Origin of the sequence: Rhizobium sp. S163, from assembly GCF_030380805.1 — a bacterium.
Taxonomy (GTDB): Bacteria; Pseudomonadota; Alphaproteobacteria; order Rhizobiales; family Rhizobiaceae; genus Rhizobium.
The window spans coordinates 1,113,137-1,137,839 of the sequence record NZ_JAUDSA010000018.1 but is presented as its reverse complement, the minus strand read 5'-3'; the positions used below and the strand labels follow the sequence as shown (position 1 = coordinate 1,137,839).

Genomic DNA, 24,703 nt, shown 5'->3' with positions numbered 1-24,703 from the left:
CATCACCTCACAGGTTGCGCTGGCCGCGCATCGCGGTGCGCGCCAGCATCGAGGAAATCTGCGCCTCGCTCTTTCGGAAGCTCTCGGCATCCGTCGCGGTGACGTTGAAGACGATCTGCGGCTGCGAGCCCGCCCCCGATGCGGCGACGCCGAGCGAACCGTCGGCACCGCGCCGCAAGGGCAGGATCGCCTCGCTGCCCGCCTCGCCCATCAGCCCCATGTCACCGCCGAGAGGGAAATAGGTGGGCTGCGAGACCACCCCGCCATCGGCGAAAGGCAGCAGCTTGCCAGCGCCACCGAGGAGGCTGGAGGCGGCGCCCGAGAGCATCGTCTCCAGCGGCTTCAATCCCGCCTGCAGCGCGATATCCGTCATGCGATTGGCCAGCCCGCGCAGCACATCATCCAGCCCCTTGCCGCCCGAGACCGCACTGCGCAGCGCCCCTGATAGCGCCGAGCCGAAGGAGCGCGAGCGGCCCTCCAGATCGTCGAGCGCACGCCGCAGCGTCGCGGCTTCGTCGGTCATGGCGGAGAGGTCCGTCGGGTCATCGGTCATGGTCGTTCCTCGTTTCGGATGGTGCCCGGCTGTCCGGAAAGCGGGCCATCAGCCCGTCGAGATCGGCGCGGGAGACGGCGGGATGCGGCGGCGAGAGCCCGCCGGCGGCGGCGTGAAACTCCACCGGCGTCATTGCCCAGAAGGATTGCGGGGGAAGCCGCAGCAGGCAGAGACCGACATGGAGAACCCGCGCCCAGGGGAAAGGCGCAGGCCCCGCACTGTCCGTCGTCTCCATGCCCGCTGCGGCTAGAGGGGGCGCGCGGAGGCGTCCGCGCCATCCCCCGAAAACGTCGCCATCAGCAAATCGCCGACGATCGCGGCATAGCCACTGATGCCGCCCTCGACATCGGCCTCCGCCACATCCTCGTCGGAATAGAGATTGCCGCCGCCGCGTAGGCCGGCGCCGATGATGCGGATCATATCCGCCGCCTTCAGCCGGCCGCCGGCGAAGCGCTCGGCCAGCCCGTTCAGGCTATCGACTGAAAACGCCGTCTCGAGCTCCGCCAAGGCGCCCAGCGTCAGACACAACACCCGCCGCTCGCCGTCGATCTCAGCCTCGATCTCGCCGCGTCTGCGATTTGCCCTTCGCCCGATGGCGGCCCCTTGCCGCCCGCCCACCATCACAGCGCCTCGAAGGTGATCGCACCGGCCGATTCCAGCGCCAGCTCGAACATCACCTCGCCATTATACTGGCCGGAATATTCAAGCGCGCTCGCCTGGAACGGACCGGTGACGCTGCCGAAATCCGGCACGACGATCTGCCAGCTCAGGATCGAGGCATTGAAGAAGGCGTTGCGCACCAGCTGGTCGGAGGCCGCGTCCTTGAAGATGCCTGAACCCGACACCGAGGCTCGCTGCACGCCGGCGCCGCCCAAGAGCTCGCGCCAGCGCCCGGCGCTTTCGGCATCGGTCACATCCACCGTCTCGGCATTGAAGGCCAGCCGCTTCGAGCGCAGCCCCGCCACCGTTTCATAATCCGTGCCGTTGAAAACCCTCAACAGCAGATCCTTGCCCTTCTGCGCCACCATGGCCTCATCCCTTCCACGAAAAAGGGCGCTCCGTGAGGAACGCCCGTGATGTCATCGACTTGTCACTTTGAACCTGATGGCGAAGATGCTACGACCGCTTCGATCCCCTCAATTCGCCGAAATCACACCATGCCCGGGCCTTTCCCCCTGCGTTCGACACAGATGATTGCAGTGCTCACCGTGACGCAGCTCATCGGCTGGGGCACGACATTCGACATGCTCGGCGTCATGGGCCGGGTGATCGCGCCCGATCTTGGGCTGGCGAACGAGATCGTCTTCGGCGGCCTGACCGTGATGATGGTCGTGCTTGCGCTTCTCGGCCCGACGATCGGCCGGCTGTTGCAGCGCCACGGCGCCGTGCCGGTGCTTGCCGCCTCATCCGTCACCTTCTCCGCCGGGCTTCTCATGCTGGCGGCGGCGCAAGGCATCGTGCTCTACACAATCTCCTGGATCGTGATCGGCATCGGCGGCGCGCTCGGCCTGACAACGCCGACCTATACCGCCGTCGTCGAGCGCGAGGGCCTCAACAGCAAACGCGTCATCGCCATCCTGATGCTCTTTACCGGGCTCTCCAGCGCGCTGTTCTGGCCGATCCTCAGCATGCTCGATGCCCAATTCGGCTGGCGGATCACCTTCATCATCTGCGCGGCGCTGCAATTGTGCGTCTGCCTGCCGCTCTATCTCTTCGGCCTGCCGCGCCCGGTCGCCGCGCAAGAGGGATCCGCCGAAATGCATGCGGCGCCGGTCGATCTTTCGCCCGGTGATCGGCGCAAGGCCTTCCTGCTGCTTGCGGCGGCAACGACGCTATCGAGCTTCGTGACCTTCGGTCTGGCGCCATCGCTGCTGGAGGTCCTGCGCCAATACGGCGCCGCGCCGGTGCTCGCGCTGCAGCTCGGCTCGGCGCGTGGGGTCATCGGCATAACGGCGCGCGGCATGGACATGCTGCTCGGCAAGCGCGGCAGCCCGATCGTCAGCGCCATTGCCGGGATCGGCCTGATGGTGGCGAGCTTCGGGTTGATCCTGATCGTCCCGCCCTCGACATCGCTGCTCGTCGGCTTCATCGTGATCTACAGCTTCGGCGCCGGCGTCATGGCGGTTGCCCGCGCGCTGCTGCCGCTGGCGCTGTTTTCGCCGCGCGAATACGGCCTGCAGGCCGCCCGCCTCTCGCTGCCGCAAAACATCGCCAACGCCGCCGCACCCATCATCTTCACCGCCATCCTCGACCGCGCCGGCGCCGGCATGGTGATGGCCCTATGCTGCACGCTCGCCGCAGTCGCCTTCGGCCTCGTGCTGATGCTGGCAAGCCTCATCCGCCGCGCGAAGCCGGTTGCTCAGGTCGCCTGAGCCAGCGAAGCGACGATGTCCTTCGTCGGCAAAAGCAGCGTGCGCTCGAGGCCCTTGGCGGCGCGGAAGCCGAATTTCAGATAGAAGGCCTCCGCCTCATCGTCCAGCGCATGAACCATGACGGCGCGAAAGGCGACCGAGCGCGACGAGGAGACGACGGACATCAGCGCGTGCTTCAACAATGCCCTGCCCAGCCCCATATTCTGGTGGCGGCGGTCGACCGCCAGACGCGCCAGCAGCGCGACCGGGATCTCGCCCGGCGCCCGATGTCCCTTGACCTGCCTCGGCGCGCTGTTGCGGCTGATCATGCCCGCGCACAGCGAGTGATAGCCGACGACGCGGTAATCCTCGGTCGCGATGACGACGGTCCGGGTATATTCCTGCTGCTGATTATAGAGCGCCATGTCCTTCAGGAAGCCATCCAGCGCCGGTTTGCCGCTGTCGAAATCATCGACCAGATGCTGTTCACCAAGAGGAACGGGCTTGCGAAACATCCGTCAGTCGATCCATTCGGCGTTGGATTTGAACAGCGCGACGAGCCTATCGTTGGCCTTCGCCGGTTCGTCGAGAAGCCCCTCGACGGCATCGAAGACAGCCGCGTCGACGCCGATGAAACGCTGATCGAGCAACTCCTTTTGCGCCGAATAAAACGCAGCCTCAGTCATAAATGCTGTGAGCGACTTGCCGCTGACGGCGGCGGCGCGCGCGATGATCTCGCGCGTCTCAGTATCGATGCGCAGGTTGATGGTTTCGCTTTTCTTGACGCCAGGCATCTCAGTCGCTCCGCATGCGGACACATGAATTCGTACGGACAATGTCTATACAGCAATATGGCTACGCAGTCCAGATTTGGGCTTTCAGCCGCCCGAGACCTCGACCGCTACTTCCGTCGCCGCCCGTAACCGGATCTCGGCGACATGCAGCCGCGTCTTCATTTCACGCCGGGTGCGTGTCGAAAGATGCAGCAAGCTGACGAGATGGTGGGTCTCCAGCGAGAGCGGCGCGTCGTGCAGCAGCGCGCTAAGGCGCTCGGCTATCGTCGCGGCCTCTTTACGACCGCCGGCGTCGGTCCAGATTTCGAGCGTCAGCAGGTGCTCGGCGCCGGTTTCGGTCGCCGTCGAATAGTCGTTGCTTGCGAGATCGGCGACGATGACGGCCGGGAGTTTTCGGCCGGAGACCAGGCGGTCGCGCAGGCCTTCGGGGCCGATCATGGCGGACAGTTCCGCATCGTTTGCGAGGCGCGTCTGGATCGCCGTCAGCAGTTCATTGGCAGCGCTCATTGGGCTTCCTCCTCGCACAGGCAGACGAGATAGTTGCCGCGCTCGTCGGGGTCGCGCCAAGTGCGGATCGCGAAGACGCGCGCGCCCTTGCGCAGCCGCATGCCGGCTTGGATATCGTGGCGAAAGCGCAGCCAGATGCGGTGGGTCAGCGTGAAGACATCGGCACCCGCCTGTTCTTCGCGCAGTTCGCTGACCGGTTCGATGCGGGCCCAGAAGGAGGCGATTTCGGTAAACGAGACGGTGGCGCCACCCTGCCCGTCTGGCGTCTCCACCGGCGCTTCCAGCGCCAGCCGCGCCTTCATCTGGCCAGGGTCGAAGAAGACCGAGCGCATCAGAGCCTCCTCACCATGAAGGGCGCGATCAGGCGGTCGTACCCTGCGGGAATATCCGCCGGCTGATCCTCGATCGCGACCGTGCCCCGGAACGCGAACATCTGTGCCACATGCATCAGCATCGCCCGCTTCAGCGTATCCGGCACCTCGGCGCCGCTCTCGCCGAAGCCGGCAGTGAAGTCGATCTCGATGCCGTTGATCGGCTGGCCGGGACTGACGGCGCGGCCGAGCATGAGGCGCGCCGGGCGGGCGTGGCCGTCGAGGATGTGGCCGGTCAGCGGGAGTTGGAGCTCTTCGCCTGCGGCGTCGTAAAGCGTCAGGCTTTCAATGGCTTGGACGGGGCCTCTCGCGATCTGAATCACGCCGTCTTCAGGAATTGAATCAAGATAGAGGCGCCAGGTCTGGGCGATGAGGCTGAGGCCGGTGGTGCGCTCCAGGTGCTCGCGGGCGGTGCGGATGAGGGAGGCGAGCAGCGTGTCCTCGTTGGTGTCGTCGAGGCGGAGGTGGGATTTGGTCTCGGCGAGCGTGATGGGTTCGGATGCGGGTGGGGTGATGAGAGCGTAGGTCATGGGTAGGGTTCCTGGTGATATGGTGAGGTGTGGGCGGCGGATGAGAAGGTGCGCCGCTCATCCGGCTTCTTGTGAGAGGTTGTGCTGCGTGGCCCCCTCATCCGCCTGCCGGCACCTTCTCCCCGCTGGGGAGAAGAGACTCTGGGTTGGCCGCTCGCTCAACCTCCCCTTCGCCCCAACGGGGAGAAGGTGGCCCGAAGGGTCGGATGAGGGGGTTGCACGGCAGAGCGTTGCCACCTTCGAGGCTGCACGCCCCCCCCTCACCCACTCAACTCACCGCAAACTTCACCAGCTTGATCGCCTCGAAGTTCTGCACCCCGCCGCCAACTCGTTTCGTCGTGTAAAACAGCACATACGGCTTGGCCGAATAGGGATCGCGCAGCACGCGGACCCCCGTGCGGTCGACCACCAGATAGCCCGCACGAAAATCACCGAAGGCGATGGCCATCGCGTTGGCGGCGATATCGGGCATGTCCTCGGCCTCGACGACGGGGAAGCCGACCAGCGAGGCGGCTTCGCCTGCCGTTGCCGGCGGCTGCCAGAGGTAGCGGCCTTCGGCGTCCTTCAGCTTGCGCACCTCGGCCTGGGTCTTTCGGTTCATCACGAAGTTGGCGTTCTGGCGGTGACCCGCCTTCAGCGAATAGATCGTGTCGATCAGCGTGTCGGAAGCGCCGGTCGCCTTGAAGCCGCCGGCGGCACCGGTGGCGATGTAGCCGAGATTGCCCCAGCTCCAGGCGCTGTCGGCCACCGTGGTGTAGGCCAGCAGGCCCTTCGGCTTGTTGACACCATCGCCGGCGACGAAGGCCGCGCCTTCCTGTTCGGCGAAGACGGTATCGACCTCGCTCGAAATCCAGGCCTCGATATCGACGGCGGCATCGTCGAGCAGCGCCTGGGTGGCGGCCGGCATGGCGTAGAGTTCCATGGTCGGGAAAGAGAGCTCGGCAAGCTGGGCGCCATTGGTCTGCGGGCGCGCCGCCGTCTCGGCCACCCAGCCCGACGCCATGCCGGAGATCGCGAAGGGCTTCTTCAGCACGGCGCCGGAGACCTGTCGTACCGTCGCGATCGAGCGGATCGGCGACACGACGGAGAGACGGCGGCCGATGGCGTTATCCGTCTCGTCGGGCACGAGATAGCCGCCATCGGCGCCGGAGCCTGCAGACATGGCCTTGGCCTCGATCTCGCGCAGGCCGGCCTCGTCGCCGCGGCGGATATACTGCTCGAAAGCGGCCTTGTGCTCGGTGGTCTCGGCGCCCGCCGATGCGCTGCGGCCGAGCGGCGGGCGGGCCTTCTTCAGCGCCAGCTGGTCGAGTACCTTCTTCTGCTCGTCCATCGCGCGGCTGATGCGGTCCATCTTGTCGCGGGTGACGACATCCGACGTCAGCTTCTGCTCGATCTCGCCGAGCCTGGCGTCGTTGGTTTCCTTGAAGGCCTCGAAGGCTTCCATGAATTCGTCGAAGGCGGCGGTCATTTCCGGCGCGGCCTTGATTTCGGGGGCGGTCTTCTCGGCAATCTGCGTGTTGGTCATTGCGGGATCATCCTTTGTGAAGGGTCTACTTGAATGTGTCTTGCAGCATCATCCGGGCGGCCCGGCGCATGGCGCGGACAAGCTCGGTCTCCTTGTCGCGGAACCACCGCGCATTCTTGATGTTCTGCACGCGGGCGGACGGCAGCATGGGGAAGGTCACCACCGAGATCTCCCAGAGGTCGGCCTCGAGAATCCGGCGCACACCCGACTTGGCGTCTGTCTTGGCGCGGACGGTGCGAAAGCCGATCGACAGGCCATCGAGCGCGCCGTTCTTCAAAAGCTGGTGCACCTCGCGGGCGCGGCTGACGCCATCGGCGAGCACGCCCTCGACGTAGAGCCCGCGGCTATCCTCGCGGATCGTCTTCCAGGCGCCGATCGGCTCGGCCGGATCATGCTGGAAGAGCATGCGTACGCCACCGGCGCCGCGCGTCTTCAGCGAGCGCAGAAAGGCGCCGCGCTCGATCGCATCCTTGCCGAGATCGACCTCGCCGAAGACGCTGGCATAGCCGGAAAAGGTGCCATCGCGGCTGAGGCCACGTAGCTCCAGATTGGCGAACTTGCGCGTCTCCGCGCCGGGAATGGCCCGGGTGGACAAGCGCGTGGGGGTTCGCGCCAGCGCGCGGCTTGCGGTCATGATCATGCTCCTCGTTTCATGGTTTTGTGGCCGGCGCCTTACCGGTTACGGGCGCCGTATCGGCCGGCGATGCGCTGTAGAATGCCGAGGCCCCACCACGCGCAGAGGCTGGAGGCGGCCGAGCCCGACAGCATCACTTCGACAGCGGAAAGCTGACCGACCAGATCCATCCGTTCGGCGATCCAGATCCCCGTCGGGCCGCCAAAGACGATGCCGCAGGTCAGCCCGGTAAAGAACCGGCTCGCCGCCTCGCGCCGGCTCTTCGGCAACAGATAGATCAGCGACACGGCGGCACCCGCCGACGCGCCCAGCGCCCTGGTTGCCCAGAGGCTGGTATCGTTGGAGAAGTCGGCCATTGGTCTGGGCCTTTGTGGTGGGGTGTGGGGTGTGGGTGCGAGTCAGGCTTTCGCCGAGTCTTTTGAATCGGTTGGCGGTCGCAGCTCACGCGTAGATTCCGCGCGGGCGTCGGATGTGGCCCGTTCTACGCGGACGATTCAGATTTCGATGTTAACTGTCTGAAAGATCGCCGTCTTCATCGATCTGGAGCAGTCGCTCCTGTCGTCCGTGGTAGATGAGTAGGATGACCACCTCATCGGGGTGGATTTCATATTCGAAGAGATAAGGCGGCGATACGAAGCATCTGACATCGCCGGGCGCGAGTGTTGGCGCGCCCGCGCCGGGAAACTCGGACAGCGTCTTGGTCACCTGCCGGAGCCGTTGGCCCAAATGAACCGCAGCCTTGTTATTGACGCGCTTCAGATAGGCCTTTTCGTGGCGGACGAAACGCATGGCTGGCGCTGCGATCCGCACCTTTTTCATGCGGCGTCATCCCGCTTGGTGTTTTCGATACGGTCTTCCGCCTCAAGCTCGGCCAGGAAATCGTCCATATCCATGACGTTCCCCTGCCTTACTTCTTCCTGAGCGGCGAGCGTCTGCAGAACATCATTCCCCTCTTCCATCAGGTAATACTTCAGCGCCCGGACGATGACCCAGCTGCGGCTGCGGTCGGTGGCCTTGGCGATGGTCTCGATGTCCTTCAGCATGTCTTCTGGAATGCGCAGGGCAATCGGGTCGGAGAGAACGGGCTTGGTCATCGGCTTGCTCCTCGATTTGTAATACGGTGTATAACAAATTTCCGAGCTGGCCTCAATCTCGCCCCTCACCCGTCGTCCTCACCACATTGCGAAACGTCAGCGATATCCGCCTTCCGCGCAGGCGCCTTTCGCCGTCGACGATATCGGCAAGCCGCGCTGGGATCTCGTGGGTCCATTCATAGCGTGCCGGGCCATCCATTTTCAGCAGCGAGCGCGGCTCCAGCATCAACATCCGCTTATCGCCGGTGACGGGATGACGGAAGATCATCTCGCAGGGCGACAGCAGGCTGAGCGAGGCGATATCGTCGCCGAAACAGGGGACGCAATCGACATGGGCGCTGATCCCCTGCCCCGGATCATATTCGTTGGCGATGACCTGATCGGGCGGCTGTAAGAAGTGCTGAGCCAATTCCAGGCGGGCGACTACATCGTGAAGCCAATCCGGTAGAGACCCAAGATAGGCATCGCCGGTCACCGCCCTAGCGCGATAGTCGTAGCGGTATCCAAAATGCTGGATGCGGCGCTTCAGAGTTTCGTCCCAAGGCGATCCATCCAGTGCCGCGACGAGCGCATGGGCCATCTCCTCGGAGATGAAATCCGGCTGGTATGTCAGACCGTCGGGAAGCGCTGAGTGCATCAGCATCATTTACACTCTATGCCTGCATTTGGCCAGACGCCCCCCCTCAATACCCCACCGCCTGCCGCTTCTCCTCATCCGTCAGAAACGCCGCCTCGCCCACGCGCTTCCAGAGCTCGCCGCGCTCGCAGATGCAGTTCTCGCAGCGCACCGCCGATCTCGACCGGCTCGATATAGGCGTTGCCCGACAGCAGCAGATGGCCGTAGAGCGCCTCGAAGAAATCGGGGCCGCTCATGCGGGCATTCGGCTGGCGCAGGAGATGAAGCAGCGGGTGATCCGGCCGTTCGCGGTCCTGCTCGTAGAGCAGCAGCGGAACGCAAGCGGCCGCCTCCGACACCATCCTGACGCAGCGATGCGCCACCGGATTGCGCATGAAACCCTCGCGCGACAATGCCGCGTAGGAGCGGCCGGTCCAGCTCGCCCTGCCCTCCGATGTCAGCGACATGAAGCTGGAGGCTTTTCGTTCGGGCACAGATGTGCGGCCCGCCGCGGAGCCCCACGGCAGGAGAGATCGAAGGTTCATGATCCGGTTTCCTGATGTTTGCGACCGGCGCTCAATTGGCCGATGCTATCGTCTGTATCGGGCGATTAAGCCCAAGCCGTCTCAAGGGCGGCGGTCGCGGGCATGTCCCCGCGACTTGGATGCTCAAGAATGACGCGTGGCCGGATCACATCCGGCCGCCGGCATCACAGCGCCGAGCCGATGATGTTGCAAAGCCCGGTGCGCACGACTTCCTTGGTGGTCAGCTGGCCGGCCTGGATATCGAAGACGGCATCGACGCGTACGCCTGATCCCTTCTGGCGGGCGACGACGCGCAGCGTCTGGATGCGGCCGCTGCCTGTTGTTTCCTGGTAGGCGTCCACCGAGGAGAGTTCCTTGTTCACCTTGATGCCGGAGAAGCCCTCGGCGGCGACCGCCTGGGCGAGGTTCTTCAAGACGGCGGCGGATTTCGCCTTCGGAAACTCCTGCCACGTCTTGTAGCTCAGCGCCGTCATCATCGGCACGCCCGACACCTTGAAATTCGCCTCGCAGGAAGCCGCCTGAGCCAAACCCGCGCCCGAAAGCAGCAGCGCCGCCGTGATTACCATGATCTTCAATTTTATCTCCTGAAACGTGTGTTTTCCCAACTCGATGGGAATATCCGACTTCAGGTTGAATTAAAACCGGAAATATGCACGCGGCGGCAACCGGCGCGTTTGCGAATAGGCCGCAGAGACAATCAGGCGGCCAGATCGATCGCCATTTCCGCGGTGATCCTGTCCCAGGGCACGAATATCTGGTTGCGGTCGTCGCGCTCGATCAGGTCGATTGCCATCAGCGCATGCACGTCGCTGTGAACGGCGCGATAGTCGCGCTCAAGCAGCTTCGCCAATTGGCGAATGGAGGTTTTACCCTGATGCTTCAGCGTTCGCAGCAGTTGCCAGCGGCTGGCGGTCAGGATCTTCAGCAGCGTTTCCATGTTCTCGAAGGCGACTACGCCCGGCTGCTCGCTGAAGTCGCCGCTGTCGATGCGGCGCGCGCCTTCCATCGCATCAGCGAAGAACCCGTCGAGATCGGTGACATGCAGCTTAACTTCTCGCATTTGCAATTTCCCGTCTGACGTCCTCGTCGAAGTCGCGAAGCAATTGCCCCAGCGTCTTGAACGCATAAGGCTCCTCCCGATCGCGGTAGTGCCTGTGATCGCCTTTGCCCGCCTCATTGTCATAAGCGACAATCCGCTCTCCCGGCCTGCCGTAGAAGAGCGAATATTTAAGGCCGTGCGGTCGCTCAAGGCTCGGCGACTGCAGCCGCCAAACCCTGATCTGCAAGATCGCTCCGTCTTCTAGAACAACCTTCCGGCTGTAAAACAGTGTGGCAGGCGGCATATGCTCTATATAACATATGCCCTAGAAGCCATCAATCACCCCAGCGGCTGCTTCACCGCCAAATCAGTCTCGTAATCCGCCGCGATCCGCATTTCGCGGATGGGACGCACGAGGTCGATGGAGAGCTGGTAGTTCGGGTGCGCCTTGTAGGCGGCCAGCGCCGCCTCGTCGTCGAACTCGCCGTAGACGATAAGATCAACCTCGGTGCCGAGCTGGTCGGTCTTCACGTTGGTGCCGATCTCGAGCAGCCTTGCGTGCGGGATGGCCGTCAGGATCGACAAGCCGGCGCGCACCTTTTGCAGGTTTTCGATCGGCGCCGTGAAGAAGACGATGTGACGGATCACGCGGAACTCCTGTCTGTCTGATGCGGGCTCAGCCCATAAGCCGGGCGATACCACGGCAGACCCATTGCTTCAACCGCGCGAACCAGCCCGCCGAGCGCTCGGGCCTGATGGCGGCGAGGAAGGTCTTGCCGTAGCCCGCCAGTTTCTCGGCGCGGTCGGTGCCGTTGACGATGCGGCGGGCGTTGATCCAGTCGTCATTCGTCGCGTTCAGGTGGTCGGCGAGCTTGTGGTTGGAGAAGCTGCCCTGAACCATGCCCTCGATCAGGATCGATACTGCCGGCCCCATCTCCATCGCCCGGTCTGGCTCGGCGACGAGATCGATGCCGGTGAGAACGCTCATCGCCTCGTAATTGCGCTTGTGGGTCAGCTGCACCAGGCCTCGGCCGAGCCAGCTCTTGCCGTCCTCGTCGGGCCGCCAATAGGGCGTCTTCACCCAGGAGAGCTTGCCGCTGGCGAATGCATTTTCCAGGATCTCGACGGCGCGCGCATCGGTCGTCGCCAGCGTCTCGCGCACCGGCTGCATGGTGTAGGCCGTCTCGTGAAAGGCGGTCGCCAGGATGTAGGCCAGCCAGCGAGGATCGGCGTCGGCCATCCGCTCTTCCCAGAAATTCAGTATAGCCGTCATGCCCTCGACCTGCGGGCCCGAAAGCGTGCCCTTGAACAGCGCCTCGCGCACCGTGTCGAAGAAAAACCGCCTGTCGATGTGGATAACCATAGCGTGTAATCATAAAAGCTGATGAGGACTCGATGTCCTTAATCGATTAAATTTATTTTAATCGTTTAAAGCGTTTAAGGCCCTGATTTACAGACCGTTTGGCGCATGGCAGTGATGATCCATCATTCAATTCGTCTTCGGAGGACCGCATGACGCAGCCCGTTCACAGCAATCAGCCGATCATTCCCCAGCACGTGACGGACCAACTCGAAAGCGAGTGGCGTCAGGTTCGCCCCGTGCCGCAGGCGCAACGTCCGGCGACGCAGCAACAGCAGCGTTAAGCGCAAGTGCCCGGGGGTGTCAAACACCCCCTTACGGCCTGCCCGTCCGGCAGTGGCCAATACGCCCTCAAGGCTTCAAATACCCCGCACACGCGGCTCCCCGCCACCCTCAAGCATCAATGCCGTCAGCGCCCAGACCAGAGCATCCAGTCGGTCCGGCGAGCGGCCCTGGGATAATCCATCCGGGCCGAAATCGCACATCTGATCTTCCAGCGCCATGAAGCGCCCGGCATGGGCAACACGCCCCTGCTCGTAAAGTGCGGCCACCGGTTCGGCGCGCAGAAATTTGCCGCGCGTGGCGCGCACCGTCGTTACCGGCAGCGTCTCGTCGATGCTTTTCAGCATCGCGGTCACCATATCGCCGCCCTGGTTGATCTCGGCCACCACGCGGTCGGCAGCGAAGCGGCGATAGGCTTTCGCCACCGCACCCGCCCATCCCGCCGGGCTTGCGCCCTCCACCGAGCAATCGGCCAACACCACGGCACGGCCGCTCGCATCCAGCCCGGCCACAACGATGCCGCAGCAAGAATTCGGCCCCGCCGCCGCCGGCGGATCGACCGCCACGACGATGCGGCGGAGATCGCCGGAAAAGCGTATCGTGACGGCATCGAACATATCGCGGCGCCAGAGCGCATCCTCGCGATCCTCGATCAGCTCGCCCTCCAGCTCCTGCCGCCCCAGCCGCGTGCCGCCATAGCGGTTTGCCAGCGCGTCGATGAAGCCGGGCGCCAGGTTTTGAGCATTGGCGCGGGTGCTGATGCGCGTCGTCAGCGTCGTCGGGTCCGATATCAGCGCCTTCAAAAGCGGCACCGGGCGCGGCGTCGTCGTTACCAGCTGGCGCGGCGCTGAGCCGAGCCGCAGGCCAAACTGCAGCATGTCCCAGGTCTCCTGCCCGTGTTTCCACTTGGCGAGCTCGTCGCTCCACGCAAAATGAAACTGCGGACCGCGCAGGCTTTCGGGATCTTCCGAAGAGAATATCTGCGCCACCGTGCCGTTCGGCCAGACCAGCCGGCGGCGGGAGATCTCGAACTCAGGACGGCGGCTGCGGGCGATCCGCATGATCCCCGAGATGCCGTCAATCATCACCTCGCGGGCATCGCCCAGCGTTTCGGCGATCAGCGCAATGCGCAGGTCGGAGGAGCGTCCGGCGCTGGCAATCGCATGCACCCATTCGGCCCCTGCCCGTGTCTTGCCCGAGCCGCGCCCGCCCATGATCAGCCATGTGCGCCAGTCTCCCGGCGGCGGCTGCTGTTCGTCGCGGCCGGTGAAGGCCCAGAGATTGCAGAGCGAGGGCCAGAGCCCGAGCCGTTCCGCGAGGTCCTCGGCGGGAAGATCAAGCATGTCGGCCGGCGAGAGATTGGGCTCGCCGACATCGACGCCGGCGCCAGCTTCGGCATCGGCGTTGGCGTTGGCGCACCGTGGCACACCGCTCGTCACAGCGCCAACCACCGGCGCCTCACCGGAAACAGCCGCTGCCACCGCCCCGCTATCCCGCTGCGACATCGCCCCGATCAGCGAGGCTGCAGGCGCAACTGCACCCAGGATCACCGCGCGGTCATCAGCCCGTTTCGCCACGATCGCATCCATTTTATGACTGTAGTCCAGCAAGGCGCCAGCGACCTTGCCCGCATTGGCGTCCGCGACGCGCCGCTCAACCCGGTTCGGCTTCGCGGCTGGCAAGCGCTGGTCCATCGTCCGTGATTGGCGGAGCGCCGTCGCGCTGCCATTCGGCCAGCAATTGTCGGGCGCGGGCTTCGGCTCGTTCTTCGATGCGTGCGAGGAATTTCGCTTTGACATGGTCGAGCCCCCTCGCCGCTTCGCTTTCTTCGGCCGCCTGCTCGCGGTCGCGGGCGAACTGGCGCTGCAGCTGGTCGATCTTCTCCAGCGTGCGGACGATCAGCGACATGGCATCGGTCGCGGCCTTCAAATCGGCGCGGGCAAGCTTGGCGGCGGCATCGTCGCCACCGCTGGAAGCCGCCTGCTCGGCGGCCCTTCGCAGATCACGAAAGGCCGAAAACTGATCGCGCATCTCGGCCGTCATCTCGTTCAAGAGCACCCGCAGCTCTTCGGCCGGCGATGCTGCGGACTTGGTCTCGAGCATACAGGCCTCGGCCACCGCCTTTGCCCTGTCCGCGTCGAGCGCCTGCGCAGGATCGTTTTCATAAGCATGCTGAGCCGGCCAGAGGCCAAACAGCTCCGGCGCGAAATCGTCGATATCGGTCATGGGGAAATCCCGTGGCAACAGGCGTTGCGTGGACAAGCGGCGGTGCCGGCAGCAATGATCAACCAGCCAGGAGACCATGCCCCTCGCCGCTTTTCGCCCGCAACTTTCCGACTATGCCATAACCCTATCAAAGCACCGTTACGCCGTCAAGGATTATTTTCCTATATCCGGAAAATTCTCCTGCAACGCCGCGTCGAATTGCAATTTATCTATGTCTAATCTATTGATAAATATAGGTTTTCTGGCGTTTCTCCCGATATTTCAATGAATCCTCAAGAAAGCCACGGCTAGAACGGATCGCAGCAAAGGGCGATCGACATGCAGGCCATCCAGATACGACTAGCGGAGATCATCGAGGCGTTGAGCAAGGCGCTTGACCTCACCGAGGGCCAGCCGCCCGGCCATTGCATCCGCGCCTGCTATATCGGCACCCATATCGGCCGCGAGATCGGCATGGCGGATGAGGCGCTGCAGGAGCTCTACTACACGCTGCTCCTCAAGGATCTCGGCTGCAGCAGCAATGCGGCGCGGATCTGCGAGCTCTACATGGCCGACGATCTTTCCTTCAAGCGTGACTTCAAGCTGGTCGACGGCAGCCTCAGCCAAGTGCTGCGCTTCGTGCTTTCGCATACCGGCATGCAGGCCGGCCTTGCCGAGCGCTTTCGTGGGATCGTCAACATCCTGCAGAATGGCGGACGCATCGCCACCGACCTGATCCAGACCCGCTGCCAGCGCGGCGCCGAAATCGCCAGACAGATGCGCTTCTCGGAAGGCGTTGCGAATGGCGTCCTCAGCCTCGACGAACACTGGAACGGCGGCGGCAAGCCGCTCGGCATCTCCGGCGAGGAGATCCCGCTCTATTCGCGCATCGCGCTCATCTCGCAAGTGGCCGATATCTTCCAGATGAGCGCCGGGCCGCAGGCCGCCATTGCCGAGATTGAAAAGCGTGCCGGCAGCTGGTTCGATCCTTCGCTTGCCGCCGCCTTCATCCGCATCGCCGGCCGCGACGATTTCTGGCGGACGCTGCGGTCAGAAGCGCTGGAGACGATCGTGCTCGACAGCGAGCCCGGCCAGCAGGCGATCATGGCCGATGACGATTATCTCGATGATATCGCTGCCGCTTTCGCCCGCGTCATCGACGCCAAGAGCCCCTATACGTCAGGCCATAGCGACCGCGTGGCGCTGTTTACCGATCTGATCGCCGAGGAGATGGGGATCGACGAGAAGGGCCGCCGGCTGTTGCGCCGCGCCGCCTTGCTGCACGATATCGGCAAGCTCGGCGTCAGCAACAGCGTGCTCGACAAGCCGGGCAAGCTCGACGACGAGGAGTGGGGCCAGATGAAGCGCCATGCCGAGTTCTCGGAGATGATCCTCTCCCATATCGGCGCCTTCTCCGACCTCGCGCGCATCGGCGGTGCCCATCACGAGCGGCTGGACGGCAAGGGCTATCCGCGCGGGCTGATGGCCGATGAGATCCCGATGGAAGTGAGGATCGTCTCGACCGCCGACGTGTTCGACGCGCTCACCGCCGACCGCCCCTATCGCGCCGCCCTGCCGATCTCCAAGGCGCTGTCGATCCTGTGGGAAGGGGCAGGCCAGGCGCATGATCCCATCTGCATCGAGGCGCTGCAGCGGGCGCTTGCGAGGACCGATCTGGAGCGGCCTGACGGCGCAAGCGAAGACCACCGCGCGGCTGCGTGAGTTTTTCTGATTGGCCTCGTAATATTCTATTGTGCTAAAATATAAATCATGACCCGCGAAGAGCTTGCATCCTTCGCGCTCAGCCTGCCCGAGGCGGTCGAGAGCGCGCATCACGGCACACGCGATTTTCGCGTGCGGACGAGGATTTTCCTGACCATGCCGGAGCAGGATTATTGCGTCGTCCGGCTGACGCCGGAGCAGCAGCACATGACGCTGGCGGTCTCGCCGAAGGAGACGATCGCGGTTCCCGGCGGCTGGGGATTGCGCGGCTCGACGCGGCTGTTCTTTCAGCTGGCGAGCGACGCGCTGGTGCAGGATCTGGTGCGCCGCTCCTGGCAGAACGCCGCGCCGAAAACCCTGCAAAGACAGTTCGTTGTCATCCCTTCCCCATGAGTCGATTCAGCCAGAATCCACTGAGCGATTGCCCACCTCATCCGGCGTCTTCGGCGCATCGTCGCCCACCGTCAGCGGCCAGTCGACGACATAATCCTCGTAATTCTCGACATCGATGCCGGTCTCGTCGATGGTGCGGCCGCGCGCCGAAATGCCGGCGATGTGCACGGTCTCCGGGTCGCCGGATACCAGCGGATGCCACCAGTAGAGATCGCGCCCTTCGTTCAGCAGACGGTAGCCGCAGGTCGGCGGCAGCCAGGGGATCTCGTCGACATTCTCTTTGGTCAGTTGCACGCAATCGGGCACGAAATCCCAGCGGTTGGGGTAGCTGGAACACTGACAGCTTTCGCTGTCGAGCAGCTTGCAGCGGATCGAGGTGAAGTAGATATCGCCGCTATCCCACTCCTCGAGCTTGTTGAGACAACAGAGACCGCAGCCGTCGCAGATGCTTTCCCACTCGGCATTGGTCATCTCGTTCAGCGTCTTTTGCTTCCAGAAGGGTTGCTCTTCCATCATTCCGTTCTTGCAACAGCACCCGCAAAATCGCGTGAGTGCTTTCCATTTCTCTTGTTCTTCGGTGGCAAATCAACCAAAGATTCACCCTGCGCCGGTTACCCCGGATGCGAGCGGCAGATTTGCCATAGTTCGACCTCAGGATAGCCCAAGCTAGCCAGTGTTGAACTGACTGATCGGGCGGGAATATAAGACGTGACGGATCCGGACAATCCAGAAAAGCAGCCGCGCAAGAAACGCCACTTGCTGCTGAAGATCGATTCCTGGATCGATTCCACCATCTGGAACGCCGGTTTCCGCTCCGCCGAAATCTGGGAAGACATCACCATCTTCTTCCGCCGCTTCCGTGTTCGCGGCTGGAAGCGCGTCGTGTTCGAACTCGCCGGCGAAGGCCTGACATGGGGTTCGGTCGGCGCCGTCTTGATGCTTGCCCTCGCCCAGCCTGCATTCGAGGCTACCAAGGAAGATTGGCGCAATCGCGGCGATTATGCCGTCACCTTTCTCGACCGCTATGGCAACGTCATCGGCCATCGCGGCGTCATCCACCAGAATTCCGTGCCGATCGACGAGCTGCCCGACAGCCTGATCAAGTCGGTGCTGGCGACCGAAGACCGCCGCTTTTTCAGCCACTTCGGCATCGACGTCATCGGCCTCTTCCGTGCCATCGTCACCAACGCGCAGGCCGGCGGCGTGGTTCAGGGCGGCTCGACGCTCACGCAGCAGCTTGCCAAGAACCTGTTCCTCTCCAACGAGCGCTCGATCGACCGCAAGATCACCGAGGCCTTCCTGGCGCTCTGGCTTGAAGCCAATCTGTCGAAGAAGGAAATCCTCTCCACCTATCTCGACCGCGCCTATATGGGCGGCGGCACGTTTGGGGCGGCGGCGGCGGCGCAATTCTATTTCGGCAAGAACATCACCGATGTGAACCTTGCCGAATCCGCCATGCTCGCCGGTCTCTTCAAGGCGCCGGCGAAATACGCCCCGCACGTCAACCTGCCGGCTGCCCGCGGCCGCGCCAACGAGGTTCTCACCAATCTCGTGCAGAGCGGCATGATGACCGAGGGCCAGGTGATCGCGGCACGCCGCAGCCCGGCCACCGTCGTCGACCGCAACCAGGTGGAATCGCCCGATTTCTTCCTCGACTGGGCCTTTGACGAAACCATGCGGCTTTCGCCGCGCTTCCACCAGCATTCGCTGATCGTGCGCACCACCGTCGACATGGGCCTGCAGCACGCGGCCGAGGATTCGATGGAAACGTCGCTGCGTGAGTATGGCGAGAGCTATCACGCCAAGCAGGGCGCGATGGTGATGATCGAAAACGGCGGCGCCGTGCGCGCCATGGTGGGCGGGCGCGATTACGGCGAGAGCCAGTTCAACCGCGCCACCAAGGCGCTGCGCCAGCCGGGCTCGTCCTTCAAGGTCTACACCTATTCGGTGGCCATGGAGAACGGCATGACGCCCGACAGCATCGTCGTCGACGCGCCGATCTCCTGGGGCAACTGGAGCCCGCACAATTACGAAAACCGCTATGCCGGCCGCATCACCATCGCGACCGCGGTTGCGCAGTCGATCAACACCATCCCCGTCCGCCTCGCCAAGGAGAAGTTCGGCATCGCCCCCATCCGGGCCATGGCGACCAATCTCGGCGTGGAATCGCCGGTTCGAAACGACGTGACGATCCCGATCGGTACCTCCGAGGTCACCGTCATGGACCAGGCGACCGCCTATGCGGTCTTCCCGGCCGGCGGCTACCAGTCGCGGCGCCATGGCATCACCCAGATCCTCGACTACGGCGGCGACGTTCTCTACGATTTCGACAAGGACGAGCCGCCGGCCAAGCGGGTGCTCTCCGAGCAGGCCGACGCCTATATGAACCAGATGCTGTCGCGGGTGCCCTATGTCGGCACCGCAAGGCGCGCAGCCCTCGACAACGGCATCCTCACGGCAGGCAAGACCGGCACGACGCAGGCCTATCGAGACGCCTGGTTCATCGGTTTCACCGGCAATTTCACCACCGCCGTCTGGTTCGGCAACGACGACTATACCTCGACCAACAAGATGACCGGCGGCACGCTGCCCGCCATGACCTTCAAGCGCCTGATGGACTACGCCCACCAGGGCATCACCTTGCGCGCCATCCCCGGCGTCACCGCCCCCCCGCCCCCCAAAACCATCGCCGCCACCAAACCCGCCGCCGGCGCGCCTCCTCCGCTTGTCCGGCCACGGATGCTCTCGGTGGAATCGACGAAGTTGCTGAAGGATATCGGCGAGGAGTTGAAGACCGCCGCACCGCTGGCGGCGCAGAAGGTGGCTAGCGCGGAGTGAGGGGCTAGGCTGCCCTTGGCGCGATCGCCTGAAGGTCTTCGCCGATTTCCCGGCGCCGCTGCATCAGATCATGATCGGCCTGCAGGCCGAGGAAGAAGCCTTCCGACAGGCCGAAATAGCGCGCCAGACGCAGGTCCGTGTCGGCGGTCACGCTGCGTTTGCCGAGAACGATCTCGTTGATGCGACGCGGCGGAACCTGAAGCGCGCGGGCCAGTGCGTTCTGGCTCAATTCCAGTGGCTTGAGGAACTCCTCCAGCAGGATTTCTCCCGGATGGGGGTTGGGGAGAAGATCGCTTTCAGTCGTGGTAGTCGACGATTTCGACATCGCTTGCCCTTCCCTCATGCCAGATGAAACATACGCGCCACTGGTCGTTGATGCGGATCGAATGCTGCCCCCGGCGGTTTCCTTTCAAGGCTTCCAGCCGGTTGCCGGGTGGGATGCGCAGGTCGTCCACGGATCGCGCCTGATTGAGCAGACGCAGCTTTCTGAGCGCAACAGCCTGAATGTCCGATGGCAGCTTGCGGCTGCGGACGCCGTTCCAGATCTTTTCGGTTTCGGCATTCGCGAAGCTCGTGATCATCGGCCATCCATCATGACGCCATACGTTATATAACGCCACGCGTCATGCTGTCAAACCACCCCACCTTTTCCCCCTCCACCATTCCGCCCAGCCAGAATCAGTGGTAACCCTTTCAACTGATTTGGCTATCAAGGGCGACCGGTGTTTCGATTTCCTCTCTTTATCGCGATGACGCTGATAATCGCTTTCGGCGGCGGGATACTCGTTTCGCTCTATGCGCTGAATGCGACCGCCGGCTTCGGCGCCATCAAGCTCGGCGCGTGGGAGGCGTTTCCGGAGTTGCAGACGGAGAATGCCGATCCTTATGCGAAGTCGCACCGGGCGCGCGCCGGGCGGCTGCTTTATGGGTCGGCCGAGGGGCTGATGTTTACCGCCAAGGTGGATGACGCCGGCAATCGGCTGGAGGCGGGGTGCAGCTACCGGATCACCGGGCAGACGCCGCCGGCTCGGATCTGGACGCTGTTCACATCTGATAATTCCGGCAATCCGGCCTCGCTGCAGCCAGGGCTGCCGGGTGCGCTCAACTCGTGGACGGTGCTGCGCCAGCCGGACAGCAGCTTCACCATCGACATCTCGACCCGCGCAAGGCCAAACAACTGGCTGGCGCTTCCGGCCGCCGGCACGTTTCAGCTGGTGCTGACGTTGTTCGACACGCCGACGGCAGGCAGTTCCGGCGTCATCGATCTGGCGATGCCGAAGCTTGAAAAGACAGGGTGCGGCAATGCTTAGGGTCCTGTTCGCGCTTCTGGCCGGCCTTTTCGGCGCCGCCCTGCTGCACCTCGTCATCATCCTGTCGCTGCCGCATTTCACCGGCAAGGATGCGGCCACGCGCGTCGCATCCGAAGGCGATCTCGACACGTTCTACCTGCTCGGAGGCACCGAGGACACGGCGGGGCTTTCCAACGACGATCCCTTCGTGCGGACGGCCGTCTGTTCCTTCGATATCGAGGAGAACCCGGTGCGGTTCACCGCCAGGGGCAACGTGCCCTTCTGGTCGATCGCGCTGTTCGACGATGCGTCGAACGAGATTTTCAGCATGAACGACCGGACCTCGGTCGGCGGCGCGGTGGACATATTGATCGGCAGCCCGATCCAGCTCACCGAACTGCGCAAGTCGCTGCCGCAGGAGCTTCAGAGGACGATCCTGGTCGAAACGACGCGGTCCGGCGGATACGCGGTTTTGAGAACGCTGGCGCCGCAGACGAGCTTCGACGCGGCAGCCAAGAGCTTCCTGTCGGAAGCCGGTTGCGAGGAATTCGCGCCCTCCAACTAGAGCCTTACTTACCCTTCGAACGCGAGGCGCGGCGAACCGATGCCGGCTTGTCGGGGTCTGTCAGGCGTTCGTAGCGCACGCCGGTGTAAAGCAGGATCTGCGCCTCGAGCGTCGATCCTTCCACGCTTGATGATCTTTCCTTGCGGCCTGGCGTCCGAGATAGACGATCAGCCAATGCGATGACTATTGCCATTGTCGTCTCCCTGCACTGCCCGAGACGGATGAAGCTCAGATCTCACCCTGCCCGCCTGCGCGGACCGGCGCACCCTTGGCCGGGTTTGCCGGCATCGGGTCATTCGCGCCTTTCTCACGGCATATCGTGAACAATACCGTGATGCGTATGATGGCGCCCCTTACAAGGAGCGCGTTCTGCTTCCCGGATTGAGACAGACGGTGGTTAACAGAATATTAAAATTCGGCCGGAGAATCCCTGTCGATCGACGTCTCCATTAAAACGCAGGGGCCCGCCCTTTGGTTGCATGCCGATCGCAAAGATCCGCCGTTTGCATCGGTCGCAAATTTTAGCTTTAAATCATATAGTTAGCGATACAGCGCCAGACAAGGGCTCCGCCCTCACCAATGTTGCAAATTTGCCTCACAAAAATATTAATTGCAGTTCGCCGAGATGCCGCTAAGGTCGCATTATCGGCTGCAGGGCAAAACGCGGCCGACCCTGGATTTGATCCGGGGACTGGGTCCGACGGTTAACCAGGGTGGGCAGACAGATGTCTCTGATGATTGGGTCGACATTTTCGCCTGAGGATCTCGATATATTGCGCCACGCGCTGGATGCCTGGTGCGCGGAAAAGCGTATCGACATCAAGAGCTCGAAGGCGCAGGTCGCCGCCTCCACGGCGCTCGATCTCTACCAGTCCGGCTATGACGATCCCGACAAGCTGCTCACCGCCCTGCGCGGACACCGGGCGCTCTAAGCCGTCCACACAAGCCATCCGCATCACTCGTTTAACGGGCACAGACCGGGCCGGCCGACGCCGCGCCCGGTGATGTTGCGCAGCACCATTTCGGGACGATTCCCCTCAAATCTTCAGCAACGGTTAACCGTGTCCCTGTAGGATTTGTTCATATCCCGTATGTGGTAGAGGCGTCTTCGCGTCCAGGCCAGCGGCATCCCTCTAGCGTGTTCAGGGTGTGTTTTGTGCGTGACCGGTTTCGAGACCTAGAGGCCCCCTCCGCGAGCCGGAAGAAGGACGTGGTTCTCATGGCGACAGTGAGCAGTTTCGAGGGATTGCAGCCGCCGACCCGATCGGAGCTTCGCCAGTTCGCCGAATTGTTCACCCCCCTCTTCGTCGCCTCCTCCGATGACGCCAAGCGCCAGGCCGTGGCAGCGCTATCGCAATGCGCCGCCATTCCGCAGGCCGTCGCGCTGTTCATCGGCTGCCAGCCGATCGCCATTTCCGCCCCCTTCCTCATCTCCTCGCCCGCCATCGACGACGATACGCTGATCACCGTTGCCCGCACGCAGGGCGTCGAGCACATGCGCGCCATCGTCAGCCGCGATGCGCTGTCGCCGCGGGTGATCGACGTCCTGGTCGGGCTGCGCCATGCCGCGCCGAAGCGGCAAGTGGAGACGATCGAGCCGGCACCTGCCATCGACAGAGCCGAGGTCGCGGAAGCCCTCGCCAGTGCGGCGATGCCGTTCGTTGCGCCGGAGGCTGGACAGGTTAAGGCCATCGCGGAGACCGCGAGCGTAAAGGTCGAGATCAGCGAACCGGTTGCTGTGGCTGTCGAGGCTGTTGCGCCTGTGGTTGTCGAGGTTGCGCCGGTGGTCAACAAGGTGGTGGTCGAGGCCCCAGAGGCTGCGCCTTTGGTCACCGAAGTGGCGTCCGTGGCCACCGATGCGGCGTCCGTCGTCACCGAGACAGTATCCGTTGTTGCCGCTACGCCTGTTGCCGTCGAAGTACAGACCATAGCCATCGAAACCGACGCCGAGGTCGTGGTGGTCGAGACGATCGCCGTCCATCCCGTCGAGCCGAAGCAGACCACCGAAGTGCCGCCTGCGGCAGCGGAAAAGCAGAGCGTTCAGTCAACACATTCCCCTGCCCTGGCGACAACCGCCGAAACGCCCGCCGCCGGCGGCGCGCGCGAGGAAGAGGTTCGCGATACGTTGCGTGGCCTGGCGCGTCATCTCGGTCGGGACGACAGCGACCGGCTCGGTCTTCGCACGCTATCGACGCTGCAGTCGGCGCTTTTGGTGCGCTTTGCCCGCAGCCGCGAGGCGGTTGCCTTCGCGACCGCCCTTGCCGACACGCTGTCGGCCAGCCGCTGGCTTGCCGAGCGCATCATGCTTGACACGTCCGGCCAGCAGATGGCGACGACGCTGACGAGCATCGGCATGGATTTTTCCGACGCCGTCTTCGTTCTCGAAAAACTCTACCCGCATCTCGCCGAGGCCCAGCACAGCGTCACCCGCGCCTGGATGGTGCTCGATGCGCTCGATCCGGAAGAATGCCGCGACCGCGTCGAGGCATGGCGCCGCGCAGACAGCTATACCTATCTGCCGGAACAGGCGCCGGCAGCGCCCCATCCGGTCACACAGCAAACCGCGCATGCCCGCGCCGTCCACCAGCCGCCGGCGCGCGCCATGCGGCTCGTCGGACGCTCACGCTGATCTGAGTTAGAAGCGGTCGTCGCGCTCCCTGGCGAGCGGCACGATATCGGCGACATCATCGGCTTCGAGCTCGACGATCCAGAGGTCGTTGTCGAACTTGCGCTCGCGCTCCAGCATCGTTCTGATTTCCTCGGCGTCCTTGCGCTCAAGCCTTATCTCGAACAGCCGTTCGCCGCTGTCTTCCTCGTCGAAGAAGCTTTGCGGCGCCGGGCCATAAAGTGTCTCGGAGCCATCGCGAAAATGCTGGCGGATGAACACCGCCCCAGCCTCGTCGGCGCCCTTCTTCTCGACGGCGGCGAAATCGCCCTTGGCGAAGACACGGCGCAACAGCGCGGATACGAAGATGTCGGTGCGAAGTCTCATGCAGGCGGTATAGACCGGCGGACGGGCGGCCGCAACGCGGAGGCCAAGCTCAATAGGCGATGAAGATCGTTCCGATCCGGTGCCTCGTCAAAACCACGGCGCTCGGGCTGGGGTTCTCGCCTACGGACAAATCGAGCTTCATCAACTGCGGCGTCTCTTGCAGGGTAATGGTTGGGTTTTCGGGCCAGAGCAGGCAATTGGGGGAGCAGGCGGCGGATAGATATTGCACCGGGCTTTGCCCACGAAGCACAAGCCTGATCTCCGGCTTCTTGTGATCAAGCAGTTCGCAATCCTGGTTGCTTTTGCAGGTCACCTCGCCCGAGATCGGTTCGGCGTTGTCGATAACGACGGCATAGCGCACCGGGAACTCGTAAGGCTTGCTCTCTGCCCCGGCCGCGACGACCGTGGAGTAACCGAGGGAGGTCATAGCTGCGGCCACCAACATGACGAAACGATGCATCGACGCCCCACTTTGACAGTGGTGTCTTTCTTGTACCA

The 24,703-nt window shown here is 63.6% G+C and carries 37 protein-coding genes and 1 pseudogene; 9 read left to right on the top strand and 29 right to left on the bottom strand.

The window, feature by feature from the left end:
* Window positions 1-7: 7 nt before the first annotated feature.
* From QTL96_RS21340 to QTL96_RS21325, 4 genes are read right to left on the bottom strand one after another with little or no spacing between them, the layout of a single operon-like run.
* A complete protein-coding gene (locus QTL96_RS21340) occupies window positions 8-553 on the bottom strand; it encodes a phage tail tape measure protein (RefSeq protein ID WP_289729083.1) in 546 nt (181 codons plus the stop codon).
* Window positions 543-788 carry a rcc01693 family protein gene (locus tag QTL96_RS21335; protein WP_289729082.1) on the bottom strand — a complete coding sequence of 82 codons (246 nt, stop codon included), beginning with the start codon at window positions 786-788 and terminating at the stop codon, window positions 543-545. Before QTL96_RS21335 ends, QTL96_RS21340 begins: the two co-directional genes overlap by 11 nt.
* 11 nt (window positions 789-799) lie before the next feature.
* Window positions 800-1,171: a gene transfer agent family protein gene (locus tag QTL96_RS21330; RefSeq protein WP_289729081.1), complete on the bottom strand. Its 372-nt coding sequence runs from the start codon at window positions 1,169-1,171 to the stop codon at window positions 800-802.
* Window positions 1,172-1,173: 2 nt separating this feature from the next.
* Window positions 1,174-1,581, bottom strand: a complete 408-nt coding sequence (locus tag QTL96_RS21325; RefSeq protein ID WP_112980803.1) for a phage major tail protein, TP901-1 family — start codon at window positions 1,579-1,581, stop codon at window positions 1,174-1,176.
* Window positions 1,582-1,710: 129 nt separating this feature from the next.
* Here QTL96_RS21325 and QTL96_RS21320 point away from each other — a divergent pair, with 129 nt between their 5' ends.
* On the top strand, window positions 1,711-2,925 hold the full coding sequence (locus tag QTL96_RS21320; RefSeq protein WP_289729080.1) for an MFS transporter: 1,215 nt from the start codon (window positions 1,711-1,713) through the stop codon (window positions 2,923-2,925).
* Here the strand turns inward: QTL96_RS21320 and QTL96_RS21315 are convergent.
* The 17 genes and pseudogenes from QTL96_RS21315 to QTL96_RS21235 all read right to left on the bottom strand — a co-directional run bounded on the left by QTL96_RS21315 (window position 2,913) and on the right by QTL96_RS21235 (window position 11,922).
* The gene (locus QTL96_RS21315) at window positions 2,913-3,419 is read right to left on the bottom strand and encodes a GNAT family N-acetyltransferase (RefSeq protein WP_289729079.1); all 507 of its coding nucleotides are present in this window, start codon (window positions 3,417-3,419) and stop codon (window positions 2,913-2,915) included. The genes QTL96_RS21320 and QTL96_RS21315 overlap by 13 nt on opposite strands.
* Before the next feature lie 3 nt (window positions 3,420-3,422).
* On the bottom strand, window positions 3,423-3,698 hold the full coding sequence (locus tag QTL96_RS21310; RefSeq protein WP_111561021.1) for a DUF1778 domain-containing protein: 276 nt from the start codon (window positions 3,696-3,698) through the stop codon (window positions 3,423-3,425).
* 84 nt (window positions 3,699-3,782) lie between these two features.
* A complete protein-coding gene (locus QTL96_RS21305; protein ID WP_289729078.1) occupies window positions 3,783-4,205 on the bottom strand; it encodes a DUF3168 domain-containing protein in 423 nt (140 codons plus the stop codon).
* Window positions 4,202-4,537, bottom strand: coding sequence for a phage head closure protein (locus QTL96_RS21300; RefSeq protein ID WP_289729077.1), 336 nt, complete (start codon window positions 4,535-4,537; stop codon window positions 4,202-4,204). Before QTL96_RS21300 ends, QTL96_RS21305 begins: the two co-directional genes overlap by 4 nt.
* Window positions 4,537-5,106, bottom strand: a complete 570-nt coding sequence (locus QTL96_RS21295) for a head-tail connector protein (protein WP_289729076.1) — start codon at window positions 5,104-5,106, stop codon at window positions 4,537-4,539. Before QTL96_RS21295 ends, QTL96_RS21300 begins: the two co-directional genes overlap by 1 nt.
* Window positions 5,107-5,374: 268 nt before the next feature.
* Window positions 5,375-6,631, bottom strand: coding sequence for a phage major capsid protein (locus tag QTL96_RS21290; protein ID WP_289729075.1), 1,257 nt, complete (start codon window positions 6,629-6,631; stop codon window positions 5,375-5,377).
* Window positions 6,632-6,656: 25 nt separating this feature from the next.
* Window positions 6,657-7,271: an HK97 family phage prohead protease gene (locus QTL96_RS21285; protein ID WP_289729074.1), complete on the bottom strand. Its 615-nt coding sequence runs from the start codon at window positions 7,269-7,271 to the stop codon at window positions 6,657-6,659.
* 32 nt (window positions 7,272-7,303) lie between these two features.
* Window positions 7,304-7,621, bottom strand: coding sequence for a DUF6107 family protein (locus QTL96_RS21280; protein ID WP_289729073.1), 318 nt, complete (start codon window positions 7,619-7,621; stop codon window positions 7,304-7,306).
* Window positions 7,622-7,772: 151 nt separating this feature from the next.
* Window positions 7,773-8,084, bottom strand: coding sequence for a type II toxin-antitoxin system RelE/ParE family toxin (locus tag QTL96_RS21275; RefSeq protein WP_047507577.1), 312 nt, complete (start codon window positions 8,082-8,084; stop codon window positions 7,773-7,775).
* Window positions 8,081-8,359 (bottom strand): ribbon-helix-helix domain-containing protein, encoded by a 279-nt coding sequence (locus tag QTL96_RS21270; RefSeq protein ID WP_018898939.1) that lies wholly within the window; start codon window positions 8,357-8,359, stop codon window positions 8,081-8,083. The genes QTL96_RS21275 and QTL96_RS21270 overlap by 4 nt, the downstream gene beginning before the upstream one ends.
* 52 nt (window positions 8,360-8,411) lie before the next feature.
* On the bottom strand, window positions 8,412-9,002 hold the full coding sequence (locus QTL96_RS21265) for an alpha-ketoglutarate-dependent dioxygenase AlkB (RefSeq protein WP_289729072.1): 591 nt from the start codon (window positions 9,000-9,002) through the stop codon (window positions 8,412-8,414).
* A gap of 125 nt (window positions 9,003-9,127) precedes the next feature.
* Window positions 9,128-9,520, bottom strand: a pseudogene (locus QTL96_RS21260) (phage portal protein); the annotation flags it as partial.
* 164 nt (window positions 9,521-9,684) lie between these two features.
* Window positions 9,685-10,086: a hypothetical protein gene (locus QTL96_RS21255; RefSeq protein ID WP_289729162.1), complete on the bottom strand. Its 402-nt coding sequence runs from the start codon at window positions 10,084-10,086 to the stop codon at window positions 9,685-9,687.
* A 131-nt stretch (window positions 10,087-10,217) separates the two neighbouring features.
* On the bottom strand, window positions 10,218-10,580 hold the full coding sequence (locus QTL96_RS21250) for a hypothetical protein (RefSeq protein ID WP_289729071.1): 363 nt from the start codon (window positions 10,578-10,580) through the stop codon (window positions 10,218-10,220).
* Window positions 10,567-10,863 (bottom strand): DUF6516 family protein, encoded by a 297-nt coding sequence (locus tag QTL96_RS21245; RefSeq protein WP_289729070.1) that lies wholly within the window; start codon window positions 10,861-10,863, stop codon window positions 10,567-10,569. Before QTL96_RS21245 ends, QTL96_RS21250 begins: the two co-directional genes overlap by 14 nt.
* Window positions 10,864-10,898: 35 nt before the next feature.
* The gene (locus QTL96_RS21240) at window positions 10,899-11,207 is read right to left on the bottom strand and encodes a Dabb family protein (protein ID WP_289729069.1); all 309 of its coding nucleotides are present in this window, start codon (window positions 11,205-11,207) and stop codon (window positions 10,899-10,901) included.
* A gap of 28 nt (window positions 11,208-11,235) precedes the next feature.
* On the bottom strand, window positions 11,236-11,922 hold the full coding sequence (locus QTL96_RS21235) for a hypothetical protein (RefSeq protein WP_289729068.1): 687 nt from the start codon (window positions 11,920-11,922) through the stop codon (window positions 11,236-11,238).
* Between the two features lie 149 nt (window positions 11,923-12,071).
* Between QTL96_RS21235 and QTL96_RS21230 the strand changes: the two genes are divergently transcribed.
* Window positions 12,072-12,203, top strand: coding sequence for a hypothetical protein (locus tag QTL96_RS21230; protein ID WP_018898946.1), 132 nt, complete (start codon window positions 12,072-12,074; stop codon window positions 12,201-12,203).
* Between the two features lie 75 nt (window positions 12,204-12,278).
* Here the strand turns inward: QTL96_RS21230 and QTL96_RS21225 are convergent, their stop codons facing one another.
* Window positions 12,279-13,544, bottom strand: a complete 1,266-nt coding sequence (locus QTL96_RS21225) for a terminase family protein (protein WP_289729161.1) — start codon at window positions 13,542-13,544, stop codon at window positions 12,279-12,281.
* A 310-nt stretch (window positions 13,545-13,854) separates the two neighbouring features.
* Window positions 13,855-14,427 (bottom strand): hypothetical protein, encoded by a 573-nt coding sequence (locus QTL96_RS21220; RefSeq protein WP_289729067.1) that lies wholly within the window; start codon window positions 14,425-14,427, stop codon window positions 13,855-13,857.
* 318 nt (window positions 14,428-14,745) lie between these two features.
* Between QTL96_RS21220 and QTL96_RS21215 the strand changes: the two genes are divergently transcribed.
* Window positions 14,746-16,128: an HD-GYP domain-containing protein gene (locus tag QTL96_RS21215; RefSeq protein WP_289729066.1), complete on the top strand. Its 1,383-nt coding sequence runs from the start codon at window positions 14,746-14,748 to the stop codon at window positions 16,126-16,128.
* 48 nt (window positions 16,129-16,176) lie between these two features.
* Complete coding sequence (locus QTL96_RS21210; protein ID WP_018898950.1) at window positions 16,177-16,521, top strand: MmcQ/YjbR family DNA-binding protein; 345 nt, start codon at window positions 16,177-16,179, stop codon at window positions 16,519-16,521.
* A gap of 6 nt (window positions 16,522-16,527) precedes the next feature.
* Here the strand turns inward: QTL96_RS21210 and QTL96_RS21205 are convergent, their stop codons facing one another.
* Window positions 16,528-17,034 (bottom strand): YcgN family cysteine cluster protein, encoded by a 507-nt coding sequence (locus QTL96_RS21205; protein WP_289729065.1) that lies wholly within the window; start codon window positions 17,032-17,034, stop codon window positions 16,528-16,530.
* Between the two features lie 195 nt (window positions 17,035-17,229).
* On the opposite strand from QTL96_RS21205, the gene QTL96_RS21200 reads away from it, so the two are divergent.
* Window positions 17,230-19,359 (top strand): PBP1A family penicillin-binding protein, encoded by a 2,130-nt coding sequence (locus tag QTL96_RS21200; protein ID WP_047507597.1) that lies wholly within the window; start codon window positions 17,230-17,232, stop codon window positions 19,357-19,359.
* A gap of 4 nt (window positions 19,360-19,363) precedes the next feature.
* Here QTL96_RS21200 and QTL96_RS21195 read toward each other — a convergent pair whose 3' ends face one another.
* Together QTL96_RS21195 and QTL96_RS21190 are read right to left on the bottom strand one after the other, a co-directional pair.
* Window positions 19,364-19,684 (bottom strand): HigA family addiction module antitoxin, encoded by a 321-nt coding sequence (locus QTL96_RS21195; protein ID WP_289729064.1) that lies wholly within the window; start codon window positions 19,682-19,684, stop codon window positions 19,364-19,366.
* On the bottom strand, window positions 19,656-19,940 hold the full coding sequence (locus QTL96_RS21190; protein ID WP_289729063.1) for a type II toxin-antitoxin system RelE/ParE family toxin: 285 nt from the start codon (window positions 19,938-19,940) through the stop codon (window positions 19,656-19,658). Before QTL96_RS21190 ends, QTL96_RS21195 begins: the two co-directional genes overlap by 29 nt.
* Before the next feature lie 141 nt (window positions 19,941-20,081).
* On the opposite strand from QTL96_RS21190, the gene QTL96_RS21185 reads away from it, so the two are divergent.
* Together QTL96_RS21185 and QTL96_RS21180 are read left to right on the top strand one after the other, a co-directional pair.
* Window positions 20,082-20,669, top strand: a complete 588-nt coding sequence (locus tag QTL96_RS21185) for a DUF1214 domain-containing protein (protein WP_026283084.1) — start codon at window positions 20,082-20,084, stop codon at window positions 20,667-20,669.
* A complete protein-coding gene (locus tag QTL96_RS21180; RefSeq protein ID WP_018898956.1) occupies window positions 20,662-21,213 on the top strand; it encodes a membrane protein in 552 nt (183 codons plus the stop codon). The genes QTL96_RS21185 and QTL96_RS21180 overlap by 8 nt, the downstream gene beginning before the upstream one ends.
* A gap of 4 nt (window positions 21,214-21,217) precedes the next feature.
* Here the strand turns inward: QTL96_RS21180 and QTL96_RS21175 are convergent, their stop codons facing one another.
* A complete protein-coding gene (locus QTL96_RS21175) occupies window positions 21,218-21,406 on the bottom strand; it encodes a hypothetical protein (RefSeq protein WP_289729062.1) in 189 nt (62 codons plus the stop codon).
* A 532-nt stretch (window positions 21,407-21,938) separates the two neighbouring features.
* Between QTL96_RS21175 and QTL96_RS21170 the strand changes: the two genes are divergently transcribed.
* Window positions 21,939-22,145 (top strand): hypothetical protein, encoded by a 207-nt coding sequence (locus QTL96_RS21170; RefSeq protein WP_112945428.1) that lies wholly within the window; start codon window positions 21,939-21,941, stop codon window positions 22,143-22,145.
* A 287-nt stretch (window positions 22,146-22,432) separates the two neighbouring features.
* Entirely contained in the window at window positions 22,433-23,842 is a 1,410-nt protein-coding gene (locus tag QTL96_RS21165) for a DUF2336 domain-containing protein (RefSeq protein WP_289729061.1), read from the top strand.
* Between the two features lie 6 nt (window positions 23,843-23,848).
* Here QTL96_RS21165 and QTL96_RS21160 read toward each other — a convergent pair whose 3' ends face one another.
* Entirely contained in the window at window positions 23,849-24,205 is a 357-nt protein-coding gene (locus QTL96_RS21160) for a DUF1491 family protein (RefSeq protein WP_289729060.1), read from the bottom strand.
* A 49-nt stretch (window positions 24,206-24,254) separates the two neighbouring features.
* On the bottom strand, window positions 24,255-24,665 hold the full coding sequence (locus tag QTL96_RS21155; RefSeq protein WP_289729059.1) for a hypothetical protein: 411 nt from the start codon (window positions 24,663-24,665) through the stop codon (window positions 24,255-24,257).
* Window positions 24,666-24,703: the final 38 nt, after the last annotated feature.

Coding starts and splice junctions, on each gene's coding strand:
- QTL96_RS21245 (WP_289729070.1), bottom strand. CDS start 10,863: ATGCCGCCTGCCACACTGTTTTACAGCCGGAAGGTTGTTCTAGAAGAC.
- QTL96_RS21275 (WP_047507577.1), bottom strand. CDS start 8,084: ATGAAAAAGGTGCGGATCGCAGCGCCAGCCATGCGTTTCGTCCGCCAC.
- QTL96_RS21270 (WP_018898939.1), bottom strand. CDS start 8,359: ATGACCAAGCCCGTTCTCTCCGACCCGATTGCCCTGCGCATTCCAGAA.
- QTL96_RS21285 (WP_289729074.1), bottom strand. CDS start 7,271: ATGATCATGACCGCAAGCCGCGCGCTGGCGCGAACCCCCACGCGCTTG.
- QTL96_RS21280 (WP_289729073.1), bottom strand. CDS start 7,621: ATGGCCGACTTCTCCAACGATACCAGCCTCTGGGCAACCAGGGCGCTG.
- QTL96_RS21205 (WP_289729065.1), bottom strand. CDS start 17,034: ATGGAAGAGCAACCCTTCTGGAAGCAAAAGACGCTGAACGAGATGACC.
- QTL96_RS21325 (WP_112980803.1), bottom strand. CDS start 1,581: ATGGTGGCGCAGAAGGGCAAGGATCTGCTGTTGAGGGTTTTCAACGGC.
- QTL96_RS21315 (WP_289729079.1), bottom strand. CDS start 3,419: ATGTTTCGCAAGCCCGTTCCTCTTGGTGAACAGCATCTGGTCGATGAT.
- QTL96_RS21230 (WP_018898946.1), top strand. CDS start 12,072: ATGACGCAGCCCGTTCACAGCAATCAGCCGATCATTCCCCAGCACGTG.
- QTL96_RS21295 (WP_289729076.1), bottom strand. CDS start 5,106: ATGACCTACGCTCTCATCACCCCACCCGCATCCGAACCCATCACGCTC.
- QTL96_RS21180 (WP_018898956.1), top strand. CDS start 20,662: ATGCTTAGGGTCCTGTTCGCGCTTCTGGCCGGCCTTTTCGGCGCCGCC.
- QTL96_RS21155 (WP_289729059.1), bottom strand. CDS start 24,665: ATGCATCGTTTCGTCATGTTGGTGGCCGCAGCTATGACCTCCCTCGGT.
- QTL96_RS21190 (WP_289729063.1), bottom strand. CDS start 19,940: ATGATCACGAGCTTCGCGAATGCCGAAACCGAAAAGATCTGGAACGGC.
- QTL96_RS21165 (WP_289729061.1), top strand. CDS start 22,433: ATGGCGACAGTGAGCAGTTTCGAGGGATTGCAGCCGCCGACCCGATCG.
- QTL96_RS21250 (WP_289729071.1), bottom strand. CDS start 10,580: ATGCGAGAAGTTAAGCTGCATGTCACCGATCTCGACGGGTTCTTCGCT.
- QTL96_RS21340 (WP_289729083.1), bottom strand. CDS start 553: ATGACCGATGACCCGACGGACCTCTCCGCCATGACCGACGAAGCCGCG.
- QTL96_RS21255 (WP_289729162.1), bottom strand. CDS start 10,086: ATGGTAATCACGGCGGCGCTGCTGCTTTCGGGCGCGGGTTTGGCTCAG.
- QTL96_RS21265 (WP_289729072.1), bottom strand. CDS start 9,002: ATGCTGATGCACTCAGCGCTTCCCGACGGTCTGACATACCAGCCGGAT.
- QTL96_RS21300 (WP_289729077.1), bottom strand. CDS start 4,537: ATGCGCTCGGTCTTCTTCGACCCTGGCCAGATGAAGGCGCGGCTGGCG.
- QTL96_RS21220 (WP_289729067.1), bottom strand. CDS start 14,427: ATGACCGATATCGACGATTTCGCGCCGGAGCTGTTTGGCCTCTGGCCG.
- QTL96_RS21305 (WP_289729078.1), bottom strand. CDS start 4,205: ATGAGCGCTGCCAATGAACTGCTGACGGCGATCCAGACGCGCCTCGCA.
- QTL96_RS21320 (WP_289729080.1), top strand. CDS start 1,711: ATGCCCGGGCCTTTCCCCCTGCGTTCGACACAGATGATTGCAGTGCTC.
- QTL96_RS21175 (WP_289729062.1), bottom strand. CDS start 21,406: ATGGCAATAGTCATCGCATTGGCTGATCGTCTATCTCGGACGCCAGGC.
- QTL96_RS21225 (WP_289729161.1), bottom strand. CDS start 13,544: ATGCTTGATCTTCCCGCCGAGGACCTCGCGGAACGGCTCGGGCTCTGG.
- QTL96_RS21215 (WP_289729066.1), top strand. CDS start 14,746: ATGCAGGCCATCCAGATACGACTAGCGGAGATCATCGAGGCGTTGAGC.
- QTL96_RS21160 (WP_289729060.1), bottom strand. CDS start 24,205: ATGAGACTTCGCACCGACATCTTCGTATCCGCGCTGTTGCGCCGTGTC.
- QTL96_RS21290 (WP_289729075.1), bottom strand. CDS start 6,631: ATGACCAACACGCAGATTGCCGAGAAGACCGCCCCCGAAATCAAGGCC.
- QTL96_RS21235 (WP_289729068.1), bottom strand. CDS start 11,922: ATGGTTATCCACATCGACAGGCGGTTTTTCTTCGACACGGTGCGCGAG.
- QTL96_RS21310 (WP_111561021.1), bottom strand. CDS start 3,698: ATGCCTGGCGTCAAGAAAAGCGAAACCATCAACCTGCGCATCGATACT.
- QTL96_RS21170 (WP_112945428.1), top strand. CDS start 21,939: ATGTCTCTGATGATTGGGTCGACATTTTCGCCTGAGGATCTCGATATA.
- QTL96_RS21335 (WP_289729082.1), bottom strand. CDS start 788: ATGGAGACGACGGACAGTGCGGGGCCTGCGCCTTTCCCCTGGGCGCGG.
- QTL96_RS21195 (WP_289729064.1), bottom strand. CDS start 19,684: ATGTCGAAATCGTCGACTACCACGACTGAAAGCGATCTTCTCCCCAAC.
- QTL96_RS21210 (WP_018898950.1), top strand. CDS start 16,177: ATGACCCGCGAAGAGCTTGCATCCTTCGCGCTCAGCCTGCCCGAGGCG.